The organism is Actinomadura oligospora ATCC 43269 (genome assembly GCF_000518265.1).
Taxonomy (GTDB): Bacteria; Actinomycetota; Actinomycetes; order Streptosporangiales; family Streptosporangiaceae; genus Spirillospora; species Spirillospora oligospora.
In genome coordinates, this window is the sequence record NZ_JADG01000004.1 from 70,044 (window position 1) to 91,165 (window position 21,122).

General features: G+C 72.2%; 17 protein-coding genes. 1 reads left to right on the plus strand and 16 read right to left on the minus strand.

Annotated features, from left to right (window positions below; genetic code table 11):
* Positions 1 to 9 precede the first annotated feature (9 nt).
* On the plus strand, positions 10 to 1,131 hold the full coding sequence (locus P696_RS43345) for a YncE family protein (RefSeq protein ID WP_051466868.1): 1,122 nt from the start codon (positions 10 to 12) through the stop codon (positions 1,129 to 1,131).
* Positions 1,132 to 1,292: 161 nt separating this feature from the next.
* On the opposite strand, the gene P696_RS0104855 is transcribed toward P696_RS43345, so the two are convergent.
* From P696_RS0104855 to trpC, 16 genes are all read right to left on the minus strand, one after another.
* The gene (locus tag P696_RS0104855; protein WP_245627507.1) at positions 1,293 to 1,670 is read right to left on the minus strand and encodes an MmcQ/YjbR family DNA-binding protein; all 378 of its coding nucleotides are present in this window, start codon (positions 1,668 to 1,670) and stop codon (positions 1,293 to 1,295) included.
* Positions 1,667 to 2,029, minus strand: coding sequence for a VOC family protein (locus tag P696_RS0104860; protein WP_026411435.1), 363 nt, complete (start codon positions 2,027 to 2,029; stop codon positions 1,667 to 1,669). Before P696_RS0104860 ends, P696_RS0104855 begins: the two co-directional genes overlap by 4 nt.
* 51 nt (positions 2,030 to 2,080) lie before the next feature.
* Positions 2,081 to 2,587 (minus strand): mycothiol transferase, encoded by a 507-nt coding sequence (locus P696_RS0104865; protein ID WP_026411436.1) that lies wholly within the window; start codon positions 2,585 to 2,587, stop codon positions 2,081 to 2,083.
* A 361-nt stretch (positions 2,588 to 2,948) separates the two neighbouring features.
* On the minus strand, positions 2,949 to 4,034 hold the full coding sequence (locus P696_RS52055) for an alpha/beta hydrolase (RefSeq protein ID WP_026411437.1): 1,086 nt from the start codon (positions 4,032 to 4,034) through the stop codon (positions 2,949 to 2,951).
* Between the two features lie 473 nt (positions 4,035 to 4,507).
* Positions 4,508 to 5,971 carry a glutamate synthase subunit beta gene (locus P696_RS0104875; RefSeq protein ID WP_026411438.1) on the minus strand — a complete coding sequence of 488 codons (1,464 nt, stop codon included), beginning with the start codon at positions 5,969 to 5,971 and terminating at the stop codon, positions 4,508 to 4,510.
* Between the two features lie 17 nt (positions 5,972 to 5,988).
* Positions 5,989 to 10,545, minus strand: a complete 4,557-nt coding sequence (gene gltB / locus P696_RS0104880) for a glutamate synthase large subunit (protein WP_026411439.1) — start codon at positions 10,543 to 10,545, stop codon at positions 5,989 to 5,991.
* Positions 10,546 to 10,918: 373 nt separating this feature from the next.
* On the minus strand, positions 10,919 to 11,959 hold the full coding sequence (locus P696_RS0104885; RefSeq protein ID WP_026411440.1) for a hypothetical protein: 1,041 nt from the start codon (positions 11,957 to 11,959) through the stop codon (positions 10,919 to 10,921).
* The gene (locus tag P696_RS0104890; RefSeq protein WP_026411441.1) at positions 11,956 to 12,810 is read right to left on the minus strand and encodes a hypothetical protein; all 855 of its coding nucleotides are present in this window, start codon (positions 12,808 to 12,810) and stop codon (positions 11,956 to 11,958) included. Before P696_RS0104890 ends, P696_RS0104885 begins: the two co-directional genes overlap by 4 nt.
* 100 nt (positions 12,811 to 12,910) lie before the next feature.
* Positions 12,911 to 13,639: a VIT1/CCC1 transporter family protein gene (locus P696_RS0104895; RefSeq protein WP_026411442.1), complete on the minus strand. Its 729-nt coding sequence runs from the start codon at positions 13,637 to 13,639 to the stop codon at positions 12,911 to 12,913.
* Positions 13,640 to 13,648: 9 nt separating this feature from the next.
* Positions 13,649 to 15,097 (minus strand): prolipoprotein diacylglyceryl transferase, encoded by a 1,449-nt coding sequence (gene lgt, locus P696_RS53985; protein WP_084336834.1) that lies wholly within the window; start codon positions 15,095 to 15,097, stop codon positions 13,649 to 13,651.
* A 195-nt stretch (positions 15,098 to 15,292) separates the two neighbouring features.
* Positions 15,293 to 16,054, minus strand: coding sequence for a DsbA family protein (locus P696_RS0104905; RefSeq protein ID WP_026411443.1), 762 nt, complete (start codon positions 16,052 to 16,054; stop codon positions 15,293 to 15,295).
* Positions 16,055 to 16,274: 220 nt separating this feature from the next.
* Positions 16,275 to 17,045 (minus strand): DsbA family protein, encoded by a 771-nt coding sequence (locus tag P696_RS43360; protein WP_051466870.1) that lies wholly within the window; start codon positions 17,043 to 17,045, stop codon positions 16,275 to 16,277.
* A 44-nt stretch (positions 17,046 to 17,089) separates the two neighbouring features.
* Positions 17,090 to 17,581: a vitamin K epoxide reductase family protein gene (locus tag P696_RS0104915; RefSeq protein WP_026411444.1), complete on the minus strand. Its 492-nt coding sequence runs from the start codon at positions 17,579 to 17,581 to the stop codon at positions 17,090 to 17,092.
* 302 nt (positions 17,582 to 17,883) lie between these two features.
* Positions 17,884 to 18,699 (minus strand): tryptophan synthase subunit alpha, encoded by an 816-nt coding sequence (gene trpA / locus P696_RS0104920; RefSeq protein WP_026411445.1) that lies wholly within the window; start codon positions 18,697 to 18,699, stop codon positions 17,884 to 17,886.
* Complete coding sequence (trpB, locus tag P696_RS0104925) at positions 18,696 to 19,931, minus strand: tryptophan synthase subunit beta (RefSeq protein ID WP_034483548.1); 1,236 nt, start codon at positions 19,929 to 19,931, stop codon at positions 18,696 to 18,698. Before trpB ends, trpA begins: the two co-directional genes overlap by 4 nt.
* Before the next feature lie 284 nt (positions 19,932 to 20,215).
* Positions 20,216 to 21,022 carry an indole-3-glycerol phosphate synthase TrpC gene (gene trpC / locus P696_RS0104930; RefSeq protein WP_026411447.1) on the minus strand — a complete coding sequence of 269 codons (807 nt, stop codon included), beginning with the start codon at positions 21,020 to 21,022 and terminating at the stop codon, positions 20,216 to 20,218.
* Positions 21,023 to 21,122: the final 100 nt, after the last annotated feature.

The following is a 21,122-nucleotide window of genomic DNA, read 5'->3' on the forward strand; positions in this document are numbered from 1 at the left end:
GGCGGGAGAATGCCGACAGGGATCAACCGGTGGGTCGCGTTCGCGGCGGGCGCGCTGGTCCTCGCCGTGGCCGCATGGCCCACGGCGGACGCGCTGGGCCTGGCGGACGGGTCGTCGGCTCCGCCGCGTCCGGCGAACGTCGCGGCGAACCCGGACGCGTGGACGCCCTCGCCGCGCTCGCCGGGAGGGCTCCGGGGGCGGACGTCGGGCGGGTTGCAGGGGTTCGTGGCGCTGGCCTCGCAGGGCCGGATCGCGCAGGTGGACGTGGCGTCGCACCTGATCACCGCCACGAGCATCAGGACGGACGCGGGGCGCGGCGTGGCCGTGACGCCGGACGGCCGGAAGCTGTACGCCGCCGACACCGGGCAGTACGACGTGGCCGCCGTGGACCTGCCGTCCGGGACGGTGAAGAAGATCCCCGTGGGGCCGTACCCGCAGGCCGTGGCCGTGGCGCCCGGCGGACGGTCGGTGTACGCGGCGATGACCGGCGGCGACACCGGCCAGGGCGGCTCGGACGAGGTCAAGGTCATCGACACGGGCGCCGACCGCGTCACCGCGACGATCCGGGTGGGCACCGCGCCGCACCAGATCGCGTTCGCGGGCGACGGCCGCCGCGCCTATGTCACGCACGCGGGCGGCGTCGCCGTCGTCGACACCGCGTCGGGCGAGGTCGTCAGGCGGATCGCCGACCCGGACGGCGCGCAGGGCGTCGCGGTCACCCCGGACGGAGGGCGGCTGCTGGTCACCAACCCGCGCGGCGGCTCCACCTGGCTGGTGGACGCCGCGTCCGGGAAGGTCATCGCGACGATCGCGACGCCGGACGAGCCGTGGGGCGTCGCCGTCGCCCCGGACGGCCGCCGCGCGTACGTGGCGCGGATGAACGCGGGCTCGGTCGCCGTCGTGGACCTGGCGTCCCACGAGGTCGTCGGGCAGGTCGCGGTGGGGAAGCAGCCCGCGCCGGTCGCGCTCACCCCGGACGGCCGGGAGGCGTGGGTCGGGAACCTGTTCTCCGGCAGCGTCTCGGTCGTCGACACCGCGTCCGGCAGGGTGACCGCGACGATCGTCGGCGGCACCGGCACCAAGCCGATCAACGCGGCCCCGCAGGCCATCGCCTTCGCCCCGACGCCCTGAGTCCCGTCCACCCGACGACCTGTCGGACGTCCTCTCCCGCCCCGCTCGGGAGCGCAGCACGTCCCCGCTGCGGGACGAAGGACGCCCACGCGCCGACGCGCAGGCCGTCCGAGACGCGGCGCGAAGGGCTGTCCGCTCCCCCGCCTCTCAGGAGGGCGCGGTCAGGTTCGGGGGGCGGGGCGGAGGCGGCGCGGGAGGCTCGCGGCGACCACGTCGTAGGACTGTTCGAGCATCTCGTGGACCATCTCGGCGTCGAGGACGCCGTCGAGCAGCACGGTGACCCAGTACCGCTTGTTGAGGTGGTAGCCGGGCAGGACGGTGTCCGGGAACTCGGCGCGCAGCGCGACGACCTCGTCCGGCGGCAGCTTCAGGCTGACGCGCGGCGGGTCGTCGTGCTCCACGAGCAGCGCGAAGATCTTCCCGCCGACGCGGTAGACGGCGGGCTGCTCGCCGAACGGGAAGTCCTCGGTGGCGTCCGGGAGCCCGAGGCAGTGCTCGGTGACGTCGCCGGAACCCACTCCGCGGGCCTGGGAGTTCACGCGAGCGTGAAGTGCGGGTTGCGGATCACGCCGACCAGGTCGCCGACCGGGTTGCGGACGACCGCGACCTCGATGCCGCCGCCGACCTCGCGGCACGGCGTGTGGGGCTCGGCGCCCGCCGCGATGAGCCGCACCTCGGCGTCCGCGGCGTCGTCGACGCCCCAGTAGACGATCGGGCCGTCCTTCGGGTCGCCGTCGGGATCGAGGGCGAGCTCGTATCCGGCGACCTCGTAACCGACGTAGAACGGCTCGTCGAAGTAGGGCTCGAAGCCGAGCACGGACGTCCACCAGAGTTTGGCGGCGGCCAGGTCCGGGGCCGGGTAGATCACGGTGCGCAGGCCCTGGAATTCGACACTCACGGGCGCTTCTCCACTTTCAGGACGGGACGGTCTGGGCGGCTGACAACCGGGCTAGCGGCGCTGGAGCAGGCCGCGCACGTACGCCGCCTGCCCGGCGTGCTCGAGACAGTCGTCGGCGACGCTGACGAGCCGGACGCCGAGCGTGACCGGCGGCTTCCAGCGCTCGTCGACGACGACGTCGAGGGCGTCCGGAGTGAGGCCGCCGATGTACTCCTCGGTGCGGGCGTGGACGGCGTCGTAGTACTCGACCAGCAGCTCCGCGGTCGGCTGCACCTCGGCGACGTCGTCCGGCGTGTGCCCGAAGCCGGTGTTCCCCGGGTCGGCGGGGAGGTCGAAGCGGGCGGCGATGTCGCCGGTCTGCCAGACCTGTTCCTTGCCCAGGAGCTCAGCGATGTGGGAGTCCTGGACGCGGGCCAGGTGCCACACCAGCCAGCCGATGGTGTTCGCGCCGGGCTCGGGCGGGGTCGCCAGCTCGGTCGGGTCCAGCCCCGCCACAGCGTCGCGGACGAGCGGCGGGATGCGTCCGTAGAGATCCCCGAAAACCTCGTTGACGTTCATTCTTGCGACCCTAGCCCGCGCCTCCGACATTCCTTCCCCGCCGCCCCGGTGGACGCCGTCCGCGCAGGTCAGAGGCCCTTCGGGGCACGGGTGGGCCCGGCCACCCCAGCGGTGGGTGACCGGGCCCGTGGTCCCGGCGGACGGGACGGTGCCGTGGCCGCGTCGCCCGCGGCGGCGGGGTCATGGGGAACGGGGCGTCGCAGGGTCCCGATGGCGACGCCGGTCCGGAGCCGGAAAGTATCCGATACCGGCCCCCCGCACAAGACCCGCCGTGCAAGGCCGCGCCGCAAGGACCCTTGGCGAAAGGGCGGCGCTGGGGGCGGCGCTGGGGGCGGCGCTGGGGGCGGCGCTGGGGGCGGCGTCAGGGGATCTGCTTGGTGAGCCAGCCGAAGATGTACGGGAGCATGGTGCGCCAGACGACGGTGCCGTGTTCGCCGATCTTGGTCGTGTACTTGGTGACCCCGGTCGGCGGGCGGACGTGGCGCATGAAATTGTCGATCTCCGATGGCGGGGCCTCGGGGTCCCGGCCTCCGGTGGCGAGCAGCAGTCTGGCGGCCGGGGCCCGGGTGAGCAGTTCGTAGGGCGCGTTCTCGCGGAGCAGCCTCACATCGTGTTTGATCCGCGGGTCGGTGGACTCGTAGGTCCCGGCGATGCCGACGCCCGTCCGGTACAGGTTCGGGTGTTGGAGGGGGAACTTGACCGCGCAGTACGCGCCCTCGGAGTAGCCCATGGTGGCCCAGGCGGCGGCGTCGGTCCTGACGCGGAAGTTCTGGTACATGAAGTCGCGGACGTCCCGGGTGAGCCAGGTCGCGACGGGCGTCTGCCTGGGAATGTCGGTGCACTCGTTCGGCTTGCCGCCCGCGACGTTGATGGACGCCGAGACCAGGATGAACGGCCTGGCCTTCCCGTCCCGGATCATGCGGTCGACCTGGTTGCCGACGTTCAGGTCGCCGTACCAGGTGGTGGGCTCGCCGGGGGTGCCGCCGAACAGCTGGACGACCGGGTAGGAGACGTGCGCGTCCTGCTTGTAGTTCGGCGGGAGGTAGATTACGACGCGGCCGGTGACGTGCGAGGCCGGGCCGGTGAACTTCGCCTCCAGGCTTTTGCGCCCCGCGTCGGTCTTGAAGCGCTTCTGGGTGAGCGGGCCCGGCCCGACCAGGCCGGACGCGTGCCGGCCGCCCGCGCCGCCGACGCTGCTCTCCATGCCGCCGCCGTCGTCGAAGCTGGTCCCGAGGAAGTCGGCCGACACCTCGCCCCAGGTGCCGTAGAAGCCGCGCGCGTTGTTGATCAGCAGCCCGACGAGGGCGAGCGCGGTGACCTGGCAGAGGAGGATCATCCCTGCCCGTCCGGCGTGCCGGACGACGCCGGGCCCCGGGATCCGGTTCCACACGGCCATGCAGCCGGCGAAGGCCAGGACGGCCAGGAACACCGCCACGAGCAGTGTCACCGTGCTATGAGGACCCATTGTTCGCGCAAACCCCCGTGTCGCGGGTCCGTGTCCGAGGCCCGCGGTTCGCCAAGCAGACGCCCGTGGGGAGACAACGGCACGACCACAGCAGTGGCTTCGTCCGTTGATACCCGGGGCGGCTGATCAACTATAGGACGGGGGATGGGCAAAGATGTCCCGTCACGGTGCGCAATATCCACCTTTTCACTTGCCGCTTACCTTGGATAACGCGGTTTCTCGCCGTCCGGACACGACCGCCGCGTCCGGGTCCGGCGCCCGCGAGCTCGGTGTCCTCACCGGTCATCGGCCTGCAGCCGGCCTCCAGCCAACGCTCAGACACCTTCCAGACACCCCTCGGCCCGCCCAGAATTTTTACGTCCGACCGAGCACAACCGCTCGAGCGAGCAGGGCAGGCATGAGTGAGCGGTCGATCGCGCTGCGATCGACCGCTCACCAGGAGGCGTGCCGGACGGTCAGGTCAGGGAGCGGGCCGTCGGGGGGATCGGGTAGGGCAGGACGGTCTGGCCGGTGAGGAACTTGTCGACGCCGTGCGCGGCGGCGCGTCCCTCCGCGATGGCCCAGACGATGAGCGACTGGCCGCGGCCCATGTCGCCCGCGGCGAACACCTTGTCGACGCTGGTGGCGTAGTCGGCGTCCCGCTGGACGCTGCCGCGCTGGTCGAGGTCGACGCCCAGCTGGTCGAGCAGGCCCTCCCGCTCCGGGCCGAGGAAGCCCATCGCGAGGGTGACCAGCTGCGCCGGGAGTTCGCGCTCGGTGCCCGGGATCGGCTTGAAGCCGGTCTCGGGGCCCTCGACGCCGACGACCTTCAGCGCCCGCAGGTTCCCGTCCCCGTCGCCGAGGAACTCGACCGTGCTGATCGCGTAGAGGCGTTCGCCGCCGAGGTCGCGCAGCTCCTCGTGCGCGCTCTCCATCTTGAACAGCATCGGGTAGGTCGGCCACGGCTGGTGGCCGGGCCGCTCCCGCGGCGGCGTCGGCATGATCTCCAGCTGGGTGACCGAGGCCGCGCCCTGGCGGAGGGCGGTGCCGACGCAGTCCGCGCCGGTGTCGCCGCCGCCGATGACGACGACGTCCTTGCCGGTGGCGGGGATCGGCGAGGCGGGGAAGTCGCCCTCCTGCACCTTGTTGGCCGGGGGCAGGTACTCCATCGCCTGGTGGACGCCGCGCAGGTCGCGGCCGGGGACGGGCAGGTCCCGCCACGCGGTCGCGCCACCGGTGAGCAGGACGGCGTCGTACCGTTCGCGCAGCTCGTCGGCCGTGATGTCGACGCCGACGTTCACCGAGGTCTTGAAGGTGGTGCCCTCGGCGCGCATCTGCCCGACACGCCGGTCGAGGTGGCGCTTCTCCATCTTGAACTCGGGGATGCCGTAGCGGAGCAGGCCGCCGACGCGGTCGGCGCGCTCGTAGACGGTGACGTCGTGCCCGGCGCGGGTGAGCTGCTGCGCGGCGGCGAGACCGGCGGGGCCGGAGCCGACGACCGCGACCTTCTTCCCGGTCCGGACGGCCGGGGGCCGGGGACGCACCCAGCCCTCGTCCCACGCCCGGTCGATGATCTCGACCTCGACCCGCTTGATGGTCACCGGGTCCTGGTTGATGCCGAGGACGCAGGCGCTCTCGCAGGGGGCAGGGCAGAGCCGGCCGGTGAACTCGGGGAAGTTGTTGGTCGCGTGCAGCCGCTCGATGGCGTCGTGCCAGTCGCCGCGGTACACCAGGTCGTTCCACTCGGGGATGAGGTTGCCGAGCGGGCAGCCCTGGTGGCAGAACGGGATGCCGCAGTCCATGCAGCGGCTCGCCTGCCGTTCGACCTTGGGCCGGGCGAACTCCTCGTACACCTCGGTCCAGGACTTGATGCGGACGTCGACCGGGCGGCGCTGCGGGAGCTCACGCCCGGCGGTCAGGAAACCCTTCGGGTCGGCCATGTTCGGTGGTCCCCCTCTCAGCTCTGCGCGGCGGCCATGATGGCCTCGTCGACGTCGCGGCCCTCGGCGCGGGCGGCCTCGGCCGCGTCCAGCACCCGCCGGTAGTCCCGCGGCATGATCTTGGTGAAGCGGGTCGCGGACGCGTCCCAGTCGGTGAGCAGCGACGCCGCCGTGCCGGATCCGGTCTCGGTGTGGTGGCGCTCCACCAGGCCGCGGACGAACTCGGCGTCCTGGTCGGTGAGCGTCTCCAGGTCGACCATCTCGGGGTTGACCCGCTCGGGCACCAGGTCGAGCACGTAGGCGATGCCGCCGGACATGCCCGCCGCCAGGTTGCGGCCGGTGTGGCCGAGGATGACGACGCGTCCGCCGGTCATGTACTCCAGCGCGTGGTCGCCGACGCCCTCGACGACGGCCGTGGCGCCGGAGTTGCGGACGCTGAACCGCTCCCCGACGACGCCGCGGGCGAACAGCTCGCCCGAGGTGGCGCCGTACAGGATGACGTTGCCGCCGATGATCTGCCCGGACGGCTCGAACGGCGCGTCCGCCGGCGGACGCAGTGTGAGGCGCCCGCCGGACAGGCCCTTGCCGACGTAGTCGTTGGCGTCGCCGACCAGCCGCAGCGTGACACCGCGCGGGACGAACGCGCCGAACGAGTTGCCCGCCGAGCCGGTGAAGGTGACGTCGATGGTGTCGTCGGCGAGGCCCGCGCCGCCCCACTTCTTCGTCACGGCGTGGCCGAGCATGGTGCCGACCGTCCGGTTGACGTTGCGGATGGGCAGTTCGAGCGTCACCTTGTCGCCGTAGGCGAGGGCGCCCTCGGCGAGCTGGATCAGCGTGTTGTCCAGGGCCTTGTCGAGGCCGTGGTCCTGGCGGGTGGTGCGGCGCAGGGACGCGCCGTCCGGTACCTCGGGGGCGTGCAGGATCGGCGCCAGGTCCAGCCCGGACGCCTTCCAGTGCGCGACGGCGTCCCGGGTGTCGATCATCTCGACGTGCCCGATCGCCTCGTCCAGGGTGCGGAAGCCGAGCGCGGCCAGGTACTCGCGGACCTCCTCGGCGATGAACTCGAAGAAGTTGACGACGAACTCGGGCTTGCCCGTGAACCGCTGCCGCAGCACCGGGTTCTGGGTGGCGACGCCGACCGGGCAGGTGTCGAGGTGGCAGACGCGCATCATCACGCAGCCGGACACCACGAGCGGCGCGGTCGCGAAGCCGAACTCCTCGGCGCCGAGGAGCGCGGCGACGATGACGTCGCGGCCGGTCTTGAGCTGGCCGTCGGCCTGGACGACGATGCGGTCGCGCAGGCCGTTCAGCAGCAGCGTCTGCTGGGTCTCGGCGAGGCCGAGCTCCCAGGGCGCGCCCGCGTGCTTCAGCGAGGTGAGCGGGGACGCGCCGGTGCCGCCGTCGTGGCCGGAGACCAGCACGACGTCCGCGTGGGCCTTGGACACGCCCGCGGCGACCGTCCCGACGCCGACCTCCGCGACCAGCTTCACGTGCACCCGGGCGGCCGGGTTGGCGTTCTTCAGGTCGTGGATGAGCTGGGCGAGGTCCTCGATCGAGTAGATGTCGTGGTGCGGCGGCGGCGAGATGAGGCCGACGCCGGGGGTGGAGTGCCGGGTCTTGGCGATCCACGGGTAGACCTTGTGGCCGGGCAGCTGGCCGCCCTCGCCGGGCTTGGCGCCCTGCGCCATCTTGATCTGGATGTCGTCGGCGTTGGTCAGGTACTCGCTGGTCACGCCGAACCGTCCGGACGCGACCTGCTTGATGGCGCTGCGCCGCAGGTCGCCGTTGGCGTCGGGGACGAACCGCTCGGGGTCCTCGCCGCCCTCGCCGGTGTTGGACTTGGCGCCGAGCCGGTTCATGGCGATCGCGAGGGTCTCGTGCGCCTCGGCGGAGATCGACCCGTAGGACATCGCGCCGGTGGAGAACCGCTTGACGATCTCCGACACGGGCTCGACCTCGTCGATCGGCACCGGCGGGCGCTCGCCGTCCCTCAGCCGGAACAGCCCGCGGAGCGTCATCAGCCGCCCGGCCTGCTCGTCGATCTGGGAGGTGTACTCCTTGAAGATCTCGTAGCGGCGGGTGCGGGTGGCGTGCTGGAGCTTGAACACGGTCTCGGGGTTGAACAGGTGCGGCTCGCCCTCGCGCCGCCACTGGTACTCCCCGCCGACCTCCAGGGTGCGGTGCGCGGGCTCGTTGCCGCCCGCCGGGTAGGCGCGGGCGTGCCGCTGCGCGACCTCGGCCGCCAGGACGTCGAAGCCGACGCCGCCGAGCCGGGACGTGGTGCCGGTGAACGCCCGGTCCACGACCTCGGCGCCGAGGCCGATCGCCTCGAAGATCTGCGCGCCGGTGTAGGACGCGACCGTGGACACGCCCATCTTGGACATGACCTTCAGGACGCCCTTGCCGTAGGCCTTCACCAGGTTCCGGACGGCCTTGGTCTCGTCCACGCCGTCGAGCACGCCGGTGCGGACCAGGTCCTCGACGGTCTCCTGCGCGAGGTAGGGGTTCACCGCGGACGCGCCGTACCCGATGAGCAACGCCATGTGGTGGCACTCGCGGGCCTCGGCGGTCTCGACCACCAGGCCGACCCGCGTGCGGGTCTTCTCCCGGATCAGGTGGTGGTGGACGGCGCCGGTGAGCAGCAGCGACGGGATCGCCGCGCGGCCCGAGTCGCTGCCCCGGTCCGACAGGACGATGATCCGCGCGCCGCCCCGGATCGCCCGGGACACCTCGGCGCAGATCTCCGCGAGCCGCGCGCGCAGCGCGTCGCCGCCGCCGTGCACGTCGTAGAGGCCGTGCACGACGTGGGCCTGCAGGTGCGGCAGCGAGCCTTCGTCGTCGATGTGGATGATCTTGGACAGTTCGTCGTTGTCCAAAATCGGGGTCGGCAGCACCAGCCGGCGGCAGGAGTCCGGGCCGGGCTCCAGCAGGTTGCCCTCGGGGCCGAGGGTGGACTGCAGGCTGGTCACCAGCTCCTCGCGGATGGCGTCCAGCGGCGGGTTGGTGACCTGCGCGAACAGTTGCTTGAAGTAGTCGAACAGCAGCCGCGGACGCTCCGACAGCACCGCGATCGGGGTGTCGGTGCCCATCGACCCGAGCGGCTCGGCGCCGGTCCGGGCCATCGGCGACAGGATGACCTTCAGCTCCTCGCCTGAGTACCCGAACGTCTGCTGCCGCTTGACCAGCGTCTCGTGCGTCGGGATCTCGCGCTCGCGGCGCGGCAGCTCCTCGAACCTGACCAGGCCCTCGTGCAGCCACTCCCCGTACGGGTGCTGCGCGGCGAGCTCGGCCTTGACCTCGTCGTCCTCGATGATCCGTCCGGCCTCGGTGTCGACCAGGAAGATCTTGCCGGGCTGCAGCCGTCCCTTGCGGACGACCTTGTCGGACGGGATGTCCAGCACGCCCGCCTCGGACGCCAGCACCACGAAGCCCTCGTCGGTCACCCAGTACCGGCCGGGACGCAGCCCGTTGCGGTCCAGGACGGCGCCGACGACCGTCCCGTCGGTGAACGTCACCGACGCCGGGCCGTCCCACGCCTCCATCAGGGTGGAGTGGAACTCGTAGAAGGCGCGGCGCGCCGGGTCCATCTCGGTGTGGTTCTCCCACGCCTCGGGGATCATCATCAGCACCGCGTGCGGCAGGCTGCGCCCGCTGAGGTGCAGCAGCTCCAGGCACTCGTCGAAGGACGCGGTGTCGGACGCCTCGATGTCGATCACCGGGTAGATCCGGGACAGGTCGCCCGGGATCAGGTCGGACTTCAGCAGCGCCTCGCGGGCGCGCATCCAGTTCCGGTTCCCGCGGACGGTGTTGATCTCGCCGTTGTGCGCGATGAACCGGTACGGGTGCGCCAGCTCCCAGGCGGGGAAGGTGTTGGTCGAGAAGCGGCTGTGCACCAGCGCGATGCCCGACGCGAACCGCTCGTCCCGCAGGTCGGGGAAGAACGGCTCGAGCTGCGGGGTGGTGAGCATGCCCTTGTAGACGATCGTCCGCGAGGACAGGCTCGGGAAGTACACGGTGGTGTCCTGCTCGGCGCGCTCGCGCATGCAGAACACGACGCGGTCGAGCTCCAGACCGGTCTTCCCGGCGTGCGGGCCGTGCGCGGCGGCGGTCAGGAACAGCTGCGCGAAGTGCGGCATGACCTTGCGCGCGGCCGGGCCGCAGTGGGACGCGTCGTGCGGCAGCTCGCGCCAGCCGAGGACGGTCAGCCCCTCCTCGACGCACAGCGTCTCGATCCGCTCGACCGCCGCGGCGCGCCCGTCCTCGTCCTTCGGCAGGAACGCGAGGCCCGCCGCGTAGGACCCGGCCTCGGGCAGCGCGAAGTCGCAGACGGCGCGGAAGAACGCGTCCGGGATCTGGACGAGGATGCCGACGCCGTCGCCGTCGTCCGGCTCGGCGCCCACGGCGCCACGGTGGTCCAGATTGCGCAGGACGGTCAGGGCGTTGCTCACGATGTCGTGGCTCTTGCGACCGTTCAGGTCCGCCACCATGCCGACGCCGCAGGCGTCGTGCTCGTTGGCCGGGTCGTAGAGGCCCTGGTGCTGTGGAAGGCCCGGGGTGAGGGCAGCAGAAGCCATCAAACCCTCCCGTCGTCGTGTTGTCACTGGCTGATGTCAGTGCAGGCACGGGACGGCGTTGGCCCTGCTGCGGTGCGATGAGACTACATCACTGCCGGGATCATGCCCGATGCGACCAAGTCGCGAAACGTGTCCGGGTCTGTTGATCTTCGTCGATCTCGTTGATCTCCGCGTGGTTTAGACCAGTCTAGTAGCCGATGACCACACGACAACGCCCTGACCTCGGGTGATCATCATCACCGGGTCAGGGCGTTTAAGGTTGTGCTCGCCTCCGGGCACTCCGGACGGCCGTCCGGAGCCTCCGCCGGAGGGCCGATGCGGCACCGTCCGGAGGGGCGTCCGAGAAGCTGCGGGGAGGGTTCCGAAGGGTGGGTCAGTGGGTGCGGGCGGCGCGGTCCAGGACGGCCGGGGCCTTCTGCCCCTCGATCAGGATCGACAGCAGCGTCTCGTCCTTGGCGGCACTCGCCGCGTCCCCGGAACCGGAGAGCCGCTGCGCCCACGCCACCACCGCGAAGTGGCCCATCGCCACACCGCGCGCCGCGCCGTAGCCGTTCTGGCCGAACGTGCCGAGCGAGCCGCCCGCGCCCTTCGCGTCGGCCGAACCCTTCGAGGCGTTCGCCTCCACGGTCAGCGGCCGGACGAACCCGCCGCCGCTGCCCTGGCCCAGCGCGTCCACCAGGCCGTTCGCCGACGACGCGTCCACCAGGTTGAACACCGTCACCGACAGCGCGTACCCGTGCGCCGTGTCCGCGTACAGCGTGCGCGCCACCTGCGTGCAGCCCGCGCGTTTCAGGGCTCTGGCGGTCGCGGTCCCCCACACGGCCGGCGCGCAGCCGGAGCCCAGCTCCTTGCCCTTCAGCGTCAGCCGCACCTTCCGCGACACCTGGATCGTCGAGGCGTCCGGCGGGAACGCCTCGCCCGTGGTCAGCGGCGCCGCGTCAGCCGATCTCTTCTCGATCCCCGCGTACGCGCGTCCGGACGGCGAACTGGAGTACGTCGAGGGCGTCACGCCGGTCGGCGATGTCGCCTCGGCCGAACCGTCGTCCCCGGCGTTCGGCTTCGCGCGGGTGTCGTGCGTCCCGACGAGGAGCGCCGCGACGCCGACGACGAGCAGCAGCGCCAGCCCCATCGCCCAGCCGAAGTAGGTCCGGGCGCTGGGCCCGCGCTTCGGCTTGGGCCGCCGTCCCTGCGCCTGCGCGTCGCTCCGGCTGTCCTCACGGGGCCCGCCCTGGGCCTGGACGTCATACCCGCCCTGCGGGTAGCCGCCCTGCGCGTAGTCGTCATAGGGCTCGCCCTGCGGCGGCGGGACGTCGTCGTGACCGGCGTCCGGACGCCCGGAACCGCCGCGCGGACGCTCTCCACGCGGCGGACGGCCCTGGGACGGTCTCCTGGACCGGGTGGCGGGACGACTCATTGCTTGGCGTTGTCCCCGGCCATCTCCAGCCGGCCCCAGACGAAGTCGGCGGGCTTCTCCACCGCCAGGCTGAGGTCCACCAGCTCCGACAGGTTCGCGGGCTGGGCGCCCCCGGCCCGCTGGACCCAGGACACGATCACGAAGTGGCCGTAGGTGTGGGCGTACGCGGCGCTGAAGCCGGCGTGGAACGCGGGAGCGCCGTCCGGGTCGAGCGCGCGGACGAAGCCCGCGTTCGTCGCCGGGTCGAGATCGCGGACGATCTGCTGCGCGCCGTCCTGGTTCGCCATGTTCAGCACCGCGAACTGGCCGACGTGCTGCTTGTCCGCGCTCACGTACGCGCCGCGCGCGACCTGCGTGCACTGGTGCGACGCCAGGTCGGCCTGGAGCCGCGCGCCCCAGGTCACCTCCTTGCAGTCGCTCGCCAGGTTCGTCCCCGCGAGGGTGAACGAGTACTTCTTGTAGGCCACCGTCTTGACGTCCGCGGGGAAGACCTCGCCCTCGGTGACCGGACGCGCGTCGCGCTGCCGGTCGGAGATCTTGGCCATCTCCTTCTCGGGGGCCCACGGGGTGAACGCGGTCGGGAGCAGCTGCGCGCCCGACTTCGCCGCGCCGCCGGACTTCTTGTCACCGCCGGACACCATCATCACCACGACGGCCACGGCCGCGACCACGACGACCACCGCGACCGCCCCGCCCACGAGCAGCTTGGGATTCTTCCCCTTGGGTCCCTTGCCGGCGCCGTCGCCGTCCGCGTCCGCCGGCCAGAAGTCCCGCCCGCCCGTCGCGGTGCCGGACGGGGATCCGGACGGGGTCGATCCCGGGGATGCGCCTGAGTCACGAGCCTCGATCACAGTGCGGGAGCCTATCGTTCCAGCCGCCCACGCGCGCACAAAAGGGCGTTTCCGGTCGCTACACCCCGGTCCGCGGCGCTCCCCGTCCGTCCCGGCACGATCACACCCCGGTCTGCCCGATCAGCGCGCCGACGCCGAACGTGATCGCCGCCGCGGCCCCGCCGAACACCAGCTGGCGCAGCCCGCTGAACCACCACGACCGCGTCGTCACCCGCGCGACCAGCGCGCCCGCGCCGAACAGCCCCAGCGCCGCCAGGACCGCGGCCGGCCACAGGTTCTGCGCCCCCAGCAGGTACGGCAGCACCGGCAGGACGGCCCCGAGCGCGAACGACACGAACGACGACCCGGCCGCCAGCAGCGGGGACGGCAGGTCTCCCGGCGCGATGCCCAGCTCCTCGCGGGCGTGCACCTCCAGGGCCTCGTCGGGGTTCCGCGACAGCTGCCGCGCGACCTCCGCCGCCGTGGCCGGGTCCACGCCGCGCTTCTCGTACATCGCCGCGAGCTCGCGCTGCTCGGCCGCCGGATGCCGGGCCAGCTCCAGCCGCTCGATCTCGATCTCGGCCATCGCCAGCTCGGACTGCGAGGCGACCGAGATGTACTCCCCCGCCGCCATCGAGAAGGCCCCGGCCGCCAGCCCGGCCAACCCGGCCAGCAGCACCACGTCCTTGGACGCGCTGCCGCCCGCCACTCCGGCGATCAGCGCGAAGTTCGACACCAGGCCGTCCATCGCGCCGAACACCGCGGGCCGCAGCCAGCCGCCGTTCACGTCGCGGTGCTGATGATGGTGTTCGGCCAGCATCTCGGGCTCTTCCGCGGTCAATCCCCCCATGCCGCGACCTTACTGGGCATCCCGGACAGGCTCGCCCTTGCCCGCCGCGTCACCGTCCACGTCCGAGCCCTCCGCCTTGCCCGAGGACCCGTCCTTGTTGACGCCCTTCGCGCCACCCTCAGGCTCGTCCGAATCCTCAGCCTTCGCGTCGTCCGCAGGCTCGTCCTTCGCGTCGTCCGCGGCCTCGTCCGAAAGCTCGGGCTTCGCGTCGTCCGCGGACTCGGGCTCGTCGTCCGCCTTGGTGTCATCCGCGGGCTCGGCCGTCGCGTCGTCCGCAACCTCAGGCTTCGCCTCGTCTGCGGGCTCGGCCTCCGGCTCGGGGTCGGCCTTCGGCTCGTCCTGCGCGGCGCGCTCGTCCTCGGATCCGTCCTCGGACGTCTCCTGCGCGGCGGCCTTCGCGTCATCGCCGGGCTCGTCGACCGTGGTCTCGGGCTCCTCCTCGGAGGCGCTCTCGGGGACGTCCCCGGCCTGGTCAGCCCGGGTGATGTCCTCGGTCTCGGCGGGCTCGGGACGGTCCTCAGCGGCCTTCTCAGCGACGCCCTCGGGCTTCTCGTCCGCCACGGTCTCGTCGGCGGGCTCGGAGCCGGGCTCGGAGGTGCCCGGGACGGCGGGCTCGACGGCGCCCACGGCCTCGGGACCGGTCTGGTTCCGCGCCCAGTACAGGTAGCCGACCGCGCCGAGGAAGACGATGATCGCGGTCCAGTCGTTCAGCCGCAGCCCGGCGATGTGGTGGGCGTCGTCGATGCGCAGCGCCTCGACCCAGAAGCGGCCGAGGGTGTAGGCGGCGATGTAGAGCGCGAACGCGCGGCCGTGGGTGAGCTTGTAGCGGCGCTCGGCCCACAGCACCAGGACGGCGACGCCGACGCACCACAGCGACTCGTACAGGAACGTCGGGTGGTAGGTGGCGACGTCGGCGTACTTCGGGTCGAGCGTGCCGTCCGCGGTGCGGGGACGGTGCGCCGAGTCGATCTTCAGCGCCCAGAACGCGTCCAGCGGACGGCCGTACAGCTCCTGGTTCCACCAGTTGCCCCAGCGGCCGATCGCCTGGGCGAGCGCGATGCCGGGGGCGATGGCGTCGCCGAGCGCGAGCACCGAGATGCCCCGGCGGCGGCAGCCGATGATCGCCCCGACCGCCCCGAGGACGACGGCGCCCCAGATGCCGAGGCCGCCCTCCCAGACCTTCAGCGCGTTCACCGGGTCCTTGCCGTCCCCGAAGTACCGCTGGTAGTCGGTGAGCACGTGGTACAGGCGCCCGCCGACCAGGCCGAACGGGACGGCCCAGACCGCGACGTCGATCACGGTGCCGGGCTGGCCGCCCTTGGCCGCCCAGCGGCGTTCGCCGAGCCAGACCGCCACGACGATGCCGAGGATGATCATCAGGGCGTAGGCGCGGATCGGGACCGGCCCGAGGTGCCAGACGCCCTGGGAGGGACTAGGAAGGAAGGCCACCGGCTGCATGAGCGTTGACGTTACCGCGTTCGAGGGGTACGGGACGCACGTCCCGCGCCGAACACCCGATCGCCGGGCCTTCCGGGCGGAAACGGATATGCGGAACGCGAAACCGGGAGGCGGCGGGCCCGCGCGACCCTCCGCCTCCCGGCGACCGTGCCCGCCCTCCCGGCGACCGTGCGCGGGCGGCCCGTCACCGGCCCGCTACCGGCCTCCGGCCTGCTGGACGGCCTTGGTGAGGTCGTCCTTGGTGGTCGCGTTCAGCTGCCTGCCGTCGAGGAACATCGTCGGCGTGCCCTCGACCTTGCGGGTCTCGAGGGCGTACTTGGTCATCTCGGCGACCTTCGCCTTCTGCTTCATGTCCCGGACGCACGGCTCGAAGTTCGCGTCCGTGACACCGAGCTGACGGCCCCACTTCACCAGGTCGTCCTCGGAGAACCCGTCCTTGCCCTCCTCGGGCTGCGCCTTGTACAGCGTGTCGTGGAAGGAGAGCCACTGTGCGGCCGGGACGCACAGGGCGGCGTTCGCGCCGCGCTCGGAGTTGCCGCTCAGCGGTTCCTGCTGGAACAGGTGGAACGGCCGGTAGACGAGCTTCAGCTTGCCGTCCGCGACGAGCTGCCGCATGGTCGGGCCGAGGGACGCCTCCAGCGCCTTGCACCCGGGGCACTGGAAGTCCTCGAACAGTTCCAGGACGGGCTTGGACACGCCCGCCTTCGCCATCGTGACCGAGCCGTCCGGGTTCCGCGTGACCGGCGCGGACGGGCCGGTGTACGGAGTGGCCTTCACCTTCCCGCCGTTGTCGCCGCTGTTGGCGACCAGGACCACCACGACGGCGATCACCACCGCCGCGACCGCGACCCCCAGCACGATCATCAGCAGCCGGGCGCGGCGGTCCCGGGCGGCCTGGGCCGCCCGCTGCGCCGCCAGTTTCTCGCGCGCGGTGCGCGTCCTGTCGGCCTTGCTCATCGATCCCCCGATCGGCTCCACCTTGCGCTGACGCTTGCAGAGCGTAGCGACGAATGGTCACCGAGGGTGACAGGCGCACGTCATCGGGGCGGAAAGAGCACCGGCCGGGCACACCGCGCACGCGAGAGCGTGCGGGCGTGCCCGGCCGGGCGACGTCATGCCGGTCCGCCTCGTCCGGACGGACCGGACGTGACGGGCGTACGGGCGGACGCGGGACGGATCAGGCGGCGGAGGTGACGGCTTTCTCCAGGGCGTTCGGGTCGAACATCGCGTTCTGGTCGATCGGCTTGCCGTTGACCAGGACGGACGGGGTGCCCGCGCGGCCGCCGTACTTGGCCTGCAGCACCTTCAGCCCGTCGTCGTTGTTCTTCTTGACCTGCGAGGCGTACTTCTGGTCCGACACGCACTTGGCGAAGTTGCCCGTGGTGCCCGCGGCCGTGCCGAACTTCTTCAGCACGTCGACGGTCAGCGCCTTCCGCTCGTCCGGCTGGTTCTGGTAGGCCACGTCGTGGAACTGGAGGTACTTGCCCTCGTCGGCGGCGCACCAGCCCGCGACGGCCGCGCGCGGCGAGCCCTGGGGGTTCACGAACGACAGGATGTGGTACTTCACCGTGACCTTGCCCTCGGCGGCGAGCTGCTTCACGGTGTCACCGCTGGTCTTCTCGAACTCCTTGCAGATGGGGCACTGGAAGTCCTCGTAGAGGTCGAGCGTCGCCTTGGCGCCCGGCTTGCCCATCGTGACGGTGCCGTCCGCCTCGACCTTGATCGGGGCGACCGCGCCCTTGTACAGGTTCGCGCTGACGTTCTTCCCGTCGCCGCCTGACTTGTCGGAGTTCATGGCGACGACGGTGACCACGACGGCCACGGCGACCACGACCACGGCGCCCAGCACGGCGGTGAGCAGCCGGAACTGCTTGTTCCGCGACTGCTGCCGCCTGCGCTCCTCGGCCAGGCGCTCCCGGGCCGACCGCTCCCGTGCGGCCTTGCTCATTGGTACTCCTCAGGGTGGAGGTGCTCTTCGGGGGCTTTCACGGGCTAGTCGACCTCGCCGAGCCGCCGGAACTCGTCGGCGAGGACGAGGACGAAGATCAGGATAGTGATGATGTGCACCCCGGTGCACCACAGGCAGATCTTGTCCAGCACGGCCAGCTCGACCGTCACCAGGTAGACGACGAACAGCACGCCGACCGCCGCGGAGCCCAGCCGGCTCCAGCGGAACAGCGGCGAGGCGTTCCGCAGCGCCCAGGGCGTGATCAGCACGGCGAAGCCCACGAAGAACAGCAGCCCGAGCAGCGGCAGCGGGACGCCGAGCAGCTTGGAGTACTTGCTCGTCGTCACCGCGTGGCAGTCGATCGTGGCGTTGGTCGAGCAGACCAGCGCCTTCTTGTCGTAGTGCGAGTAGGTCAGGTAGATCGAGATGGCGAGCCCGGCCAGCGTGAGCGGCCAGGCCAGAAGGGGGAACCAGCGCCCGCCCGCCGAACGTGCCGGCGTCGCGTCCGCCTGCGCCGCCGCTGTCTCTTGCGTCATCGGTGATCCTTCCACGACCGCCCGTTCAAGGCCGCCCGTCGCGCCGGGGCCACGGCGGGCGAACACACACCTTACGGGAGAGCGACCCCACTCATGAGCTTGAACCGACGGGGCGTCGGAGCGAGTTCCCGATCCCGGCGACGACTTTCCCTGATCAACGACGCCATCCACCCGGAACGCCGCCCGTGCCCCCGCCAGGAACGCCGTCCGGACCGGTGTTCGCGGTCCGGACGGCGTGAGGGCGCGACCGGCGGGTGTGGCGCCGAGGCCAGGACGGGCTGCGGGGCAGGGCCCGCGGCCGGTCAGAGCTCGCGGCGGACGCCCCGGGCCAGGTCGGCGGTGAGGGCCCGGACGCCCGCGAGGCCGCTCGCCTCGTCCGGCGCGTCCAGCAGGCGGCGGATGAACGCCGAGCCGACGATCACCCCGTCCGCGAACCCGGCGACCTCGGCGGCCTGGGCGCCGTCGCTGACGCCGAGGCCGAGGCCGACCGGCAGGTCCAGGCCCTGCTTGTCGACGCTGGCGCGCGTCCGCTCGACCAGCCTGGGCGCGCCGGTGTCCAGGGCGGTGCGGGCCCCGGTGACGCCCATCAGGGACGCGGCGTACACGAACCCCCGGCACACCGAGGTGATCTTCTCGATCCGCTCGTCGGTGGAGCTGAGCGCGACCAGGAACACCCGGTCGAGATCATGGGCGTCGGAGGCCTCCAGCCAGTCGCCGCCCTCCTCGGGCGTGAGGTCCGGGGTGATCAGTCCCGCGCCGCCCGCCGACTTCAGGTCGCGGGCGAAGGCGTCCACGCCGTACCGGTCCACGGGGTTCCAGTACGTCATGACCAGCGTCGGGACGCCGGTCGCGGCGACGGCCTCGACCGTGCGGAACACGTCGGAGACGTGCGCGCCGCCGACCAGGGCCCGGTGGACGGCGTCCTGGATGGTCGGGCCGTCCATCATCGGGTCGGTGTAGGGAAGGCCGATCTCGATGACGTCGCAGCCCGCCTCGACCATGGCCCTGGCCGCGGCGATCGCGCCGTCCACGGACGGGAAGCCCGCGGGCAGGTAGCCGACGAGCGCGGCACGGCCCTCGGCCCTGGCCTTGTCGTAGGCGGTCTTGACGCTGCTCACTTGGTCTCTCCCTCGGGCATCAGGCCGAAGAAGCCGGCGGCCGTGTGCATGTCCTTGTCACCGCGTCCGGACAGGCAGACCACGATCACGGCGTCCGGGCCGAGCTCCCGGCCGACCTTGATCGCGCCCGCGAGCGCGTGCGCGGACTCGATCGCCGGGATGATGCCCTCGGTGCGGCAGAGCAGCGAGAACGCGTCCATCGCCTCGGCGTCGGTGATCTCGTGGTACTCGGCGCGCCCGGTGTCGTGCAGCCACGAGTGCTCGGGGCCGACGCCGGGGTAGTCGAGCCCGGCGGAGATCGAGTGCGTCTCCATGGTCTGGCCCTCGGCGTCCTGCAGCAGGTAGGTGCGCATGCCGTGGATCACGCCGAGCGAGCCGCCGACCAGCGTCGCGGCGTGCTTGCCGGACGCGACGCCGTCGCCGCCCGCCTCGAACCCGTACAGCTTCACGCCCTCGTCCGGGACGAACGCGTGGAACATGCCGATCGCGTTGGAGCCGCCGCCGACGCACGCGACGACCGCGTCCGGGAGCTTCCCGATGAGGTCGAGGCACTGCTGCCGGGCCTCGACGCCGATGATCCGCTGGAAGTCGCGGACCATCATCGGGAACGGGTGCGGTCCCATGACCGACCCGATGACGTAGTGGGTGGTGTCGACGGACGCGACCCAGTCGCGGAACGCCTCGTTGCAGGCGTCCTTGAGGGTGCGGCTGCCCGTCCTCACCGGGATGACCTCGGCGCCCAGCATCCGCATGCGCGCGACGTTGAGGGCCTGGCGCTCGGTGTCGACCTCGCCCATGTAGACGGTGCACTCGAGGCCGAGGAGCGCGGCGGCGGTGGCCGTGGCCACGCCGTGCTGCCCGGCGCCGGTCTCGGCGATGACGCGCTTCTTGCCCATCCGCCGGGTCAGCAGCGCCTGGCCGAGCACGTTGTTGATCTTGTGGGAGCCGGTGTGGTTGAGGTCCTCGCGCTTGAGCAGGATCCGGGCGCCCCCGGCGTGCTCGGCGAACCGCCTGGCCTCGGTCAGCAGGCTCGGCCGTCCCGCGTAGTTGTTCAGCAGGTCGTCCAGCTCGGCGGTGAACGACGGGTCGGACTTGGCGGCGTCGAACTCGCGGGTCAGCTCGTCCAGCGCGGCCATGAGGGCCTCGGGGGCGAACCGCCCGCCGAAGGCGCCGAAGTGACCGGTCGCGTCCGGGACCGGCGACCCGGACGACAGGGTCGCCTTCGAGGACATGGCGGGAACGCCGGAAGCGCCGCGCGCGGCGTCGATGGTCATGGGTCGTTTTCTCGTCTCTGGAGAGAGGGCTCGTCTGGTCAGTGAGATGCCGGACGAGCGCGCCATCGTTCGCGCAGCGGTTCAGCGAGCATGCCCGTACCTTACCGCCATCGGCCCAGGCCCACTGCGGTCCGGGGGTGACCCGACGGTCTCCGGAGCGGCCGGTTCCGTCAGCCTCCGGGACGGCATGGAAACGCCCGGTCCCCCTCGGGGAGACCGGGCGCGACGCGGGCGGGAGCGGGTCAGCCGCTCTGGCGGAGGGCCGGGTGGGCTCCGGCGGCGACGAGGTCGGCGACGGCCGAGCGCGGGTCGCGGCCGATGACCAGGCTCTCCCCCACCAGGACGGCGTCCGCGCCGGACGAGGCGTAGGCGAGCAGGTCGTGCGGGCCGCGGACGCCCGACTCGGCGATCTTGACGACGCCCGCCGGGACGCGCGGGGCGACCCGGGCGAAGGTCTCGCGGTCGACCTTGAGGGTCCGCAGGTCGCGCGCGTTGACGCCGATGACCTTGGCCCCGGCGTCCAGGGCGCGGTCGACCTCCTCCTCGGTGTGCACCTCGACGAGCGGCAGCAGGCCGATCGACTCGGCCCGCTCGACGAGGGAGACCAGCGCGTCCTGCTCGAGCGCGGCGACGATCAGCAGCGCGACGTCCGCGCCGTACGCGCGGGCCTCCCACAGCTGGTAGGAGGTGACGATGAAGTCCTTGCGCAGGATCGGGATGTCCACGGTGGCGCGGACGGCGGCCAGATCGTCCAGGCTGCCGCCGAACCGGCGGCGCTCGGTCAGCACGCTGATGATCTTCGCGCCGCCCGACTCGTAGTCGCGGGCCAGCGCGGCCGGGTCGGCGATCGCGGCGAGCGCGCCCTTGGACGGGCTGCTCCGCTTCACCTCGGCGACCACCCCGACGCCGGGCGCGCGCAGCGCCGCCAGCGCGTCCCGGGGCGCCGGCGCCTTCGCCGCACGGGCCTTGAGGTCGTCGAGCGACACCGTCCGCTGCCGGTCGGCGAGATCGGCCCGGACCCCCTCGATGATCTCGTCCAGCACGCTCACGTCGTGCCCACGCTCGCCCTCGGTCACGCAGGAGCCCCCTATTTTCCGGTCGATCCGTGCACCGATCGTAGCCTCACCCTCGGACGCCACCCGCACCCGG

Coding starts and splice junctions, on each gene's coding strand:
- P696_RS43345 (WP_051466868.1), top strand. CDS start 10: ATGCCGACAGGGATCAACCGGTGGGTCGCGTTCGCGGCGGGCGCGCTG.
- P696_RS0104865 (WP_026411436.1), bottom strand. CDS start 2,587: ATGAACGTCAACGAGGTTTTCGGGGATCTCTACGGACGCATCCCGCCG.
- P696_RS0104875 (WP_026411438.1), bottom strand. CDS start 5,971: ATGGCCGACCCGAAGGGTTTCCTGACCGCCGGGCGTGAGCTCCCGCAG.
- gltB (WP_026411439.1), bottom strand. CDS start 10,545: ATGGCTTCTGCTGCCCTCACCCCGGGCCTTCCACAGCACCAGGGCCTC.
- P696_RS0104885 (WP_026411440.1), bottom strand. CDS start 11,959: ATGAGTCGTCCCGCCACCCGGTCCAGGAGACCGTCCCAGGGCCGTCCG.
- P696_RS0104895 (WP_026411442.1), bottom strand. CDS start 13,639: ATGGGGGGATTGACCGCGGAAGAGCCCGAGATGCTGGCCGAACACCAT.
- lgt (WP_084336834.1), bottom strand. CDS start 15,097: ATGCAGCCGGTGGCCTTCCTTCCTAGTCCCTCCCAGGGCGTCTGGCAC.
- P696_RS0104905 (WP_026411443.1), bottom strand. CDS start 16,054: ATGAGCAAGGCCGACAGGACGCGCACCGCGCGCGAGAAACTGGCGGCG.
- P696_RS43360 (WP_051466870.1), bottom strand. CDS start 17,045: ATGAGCAAGGCCGCACGGGAGCGGTCGGCCCGGGAGCGCCTGGCCGAG.
- P696_RS0104915 (WP_026411444.1), bottom strand. CDS start 17,581: ATGACGCAAGAGACAGCGGCGGCGCAGGCGGACGCGACGCCGGCACGT.
- trpB (WP_034483548.1), bottom strand. CDS start 19,931: ATGTCCTCGAAGGCGACCCTGTCGTCCGGGTCGCCGGTCCCGGACGCG.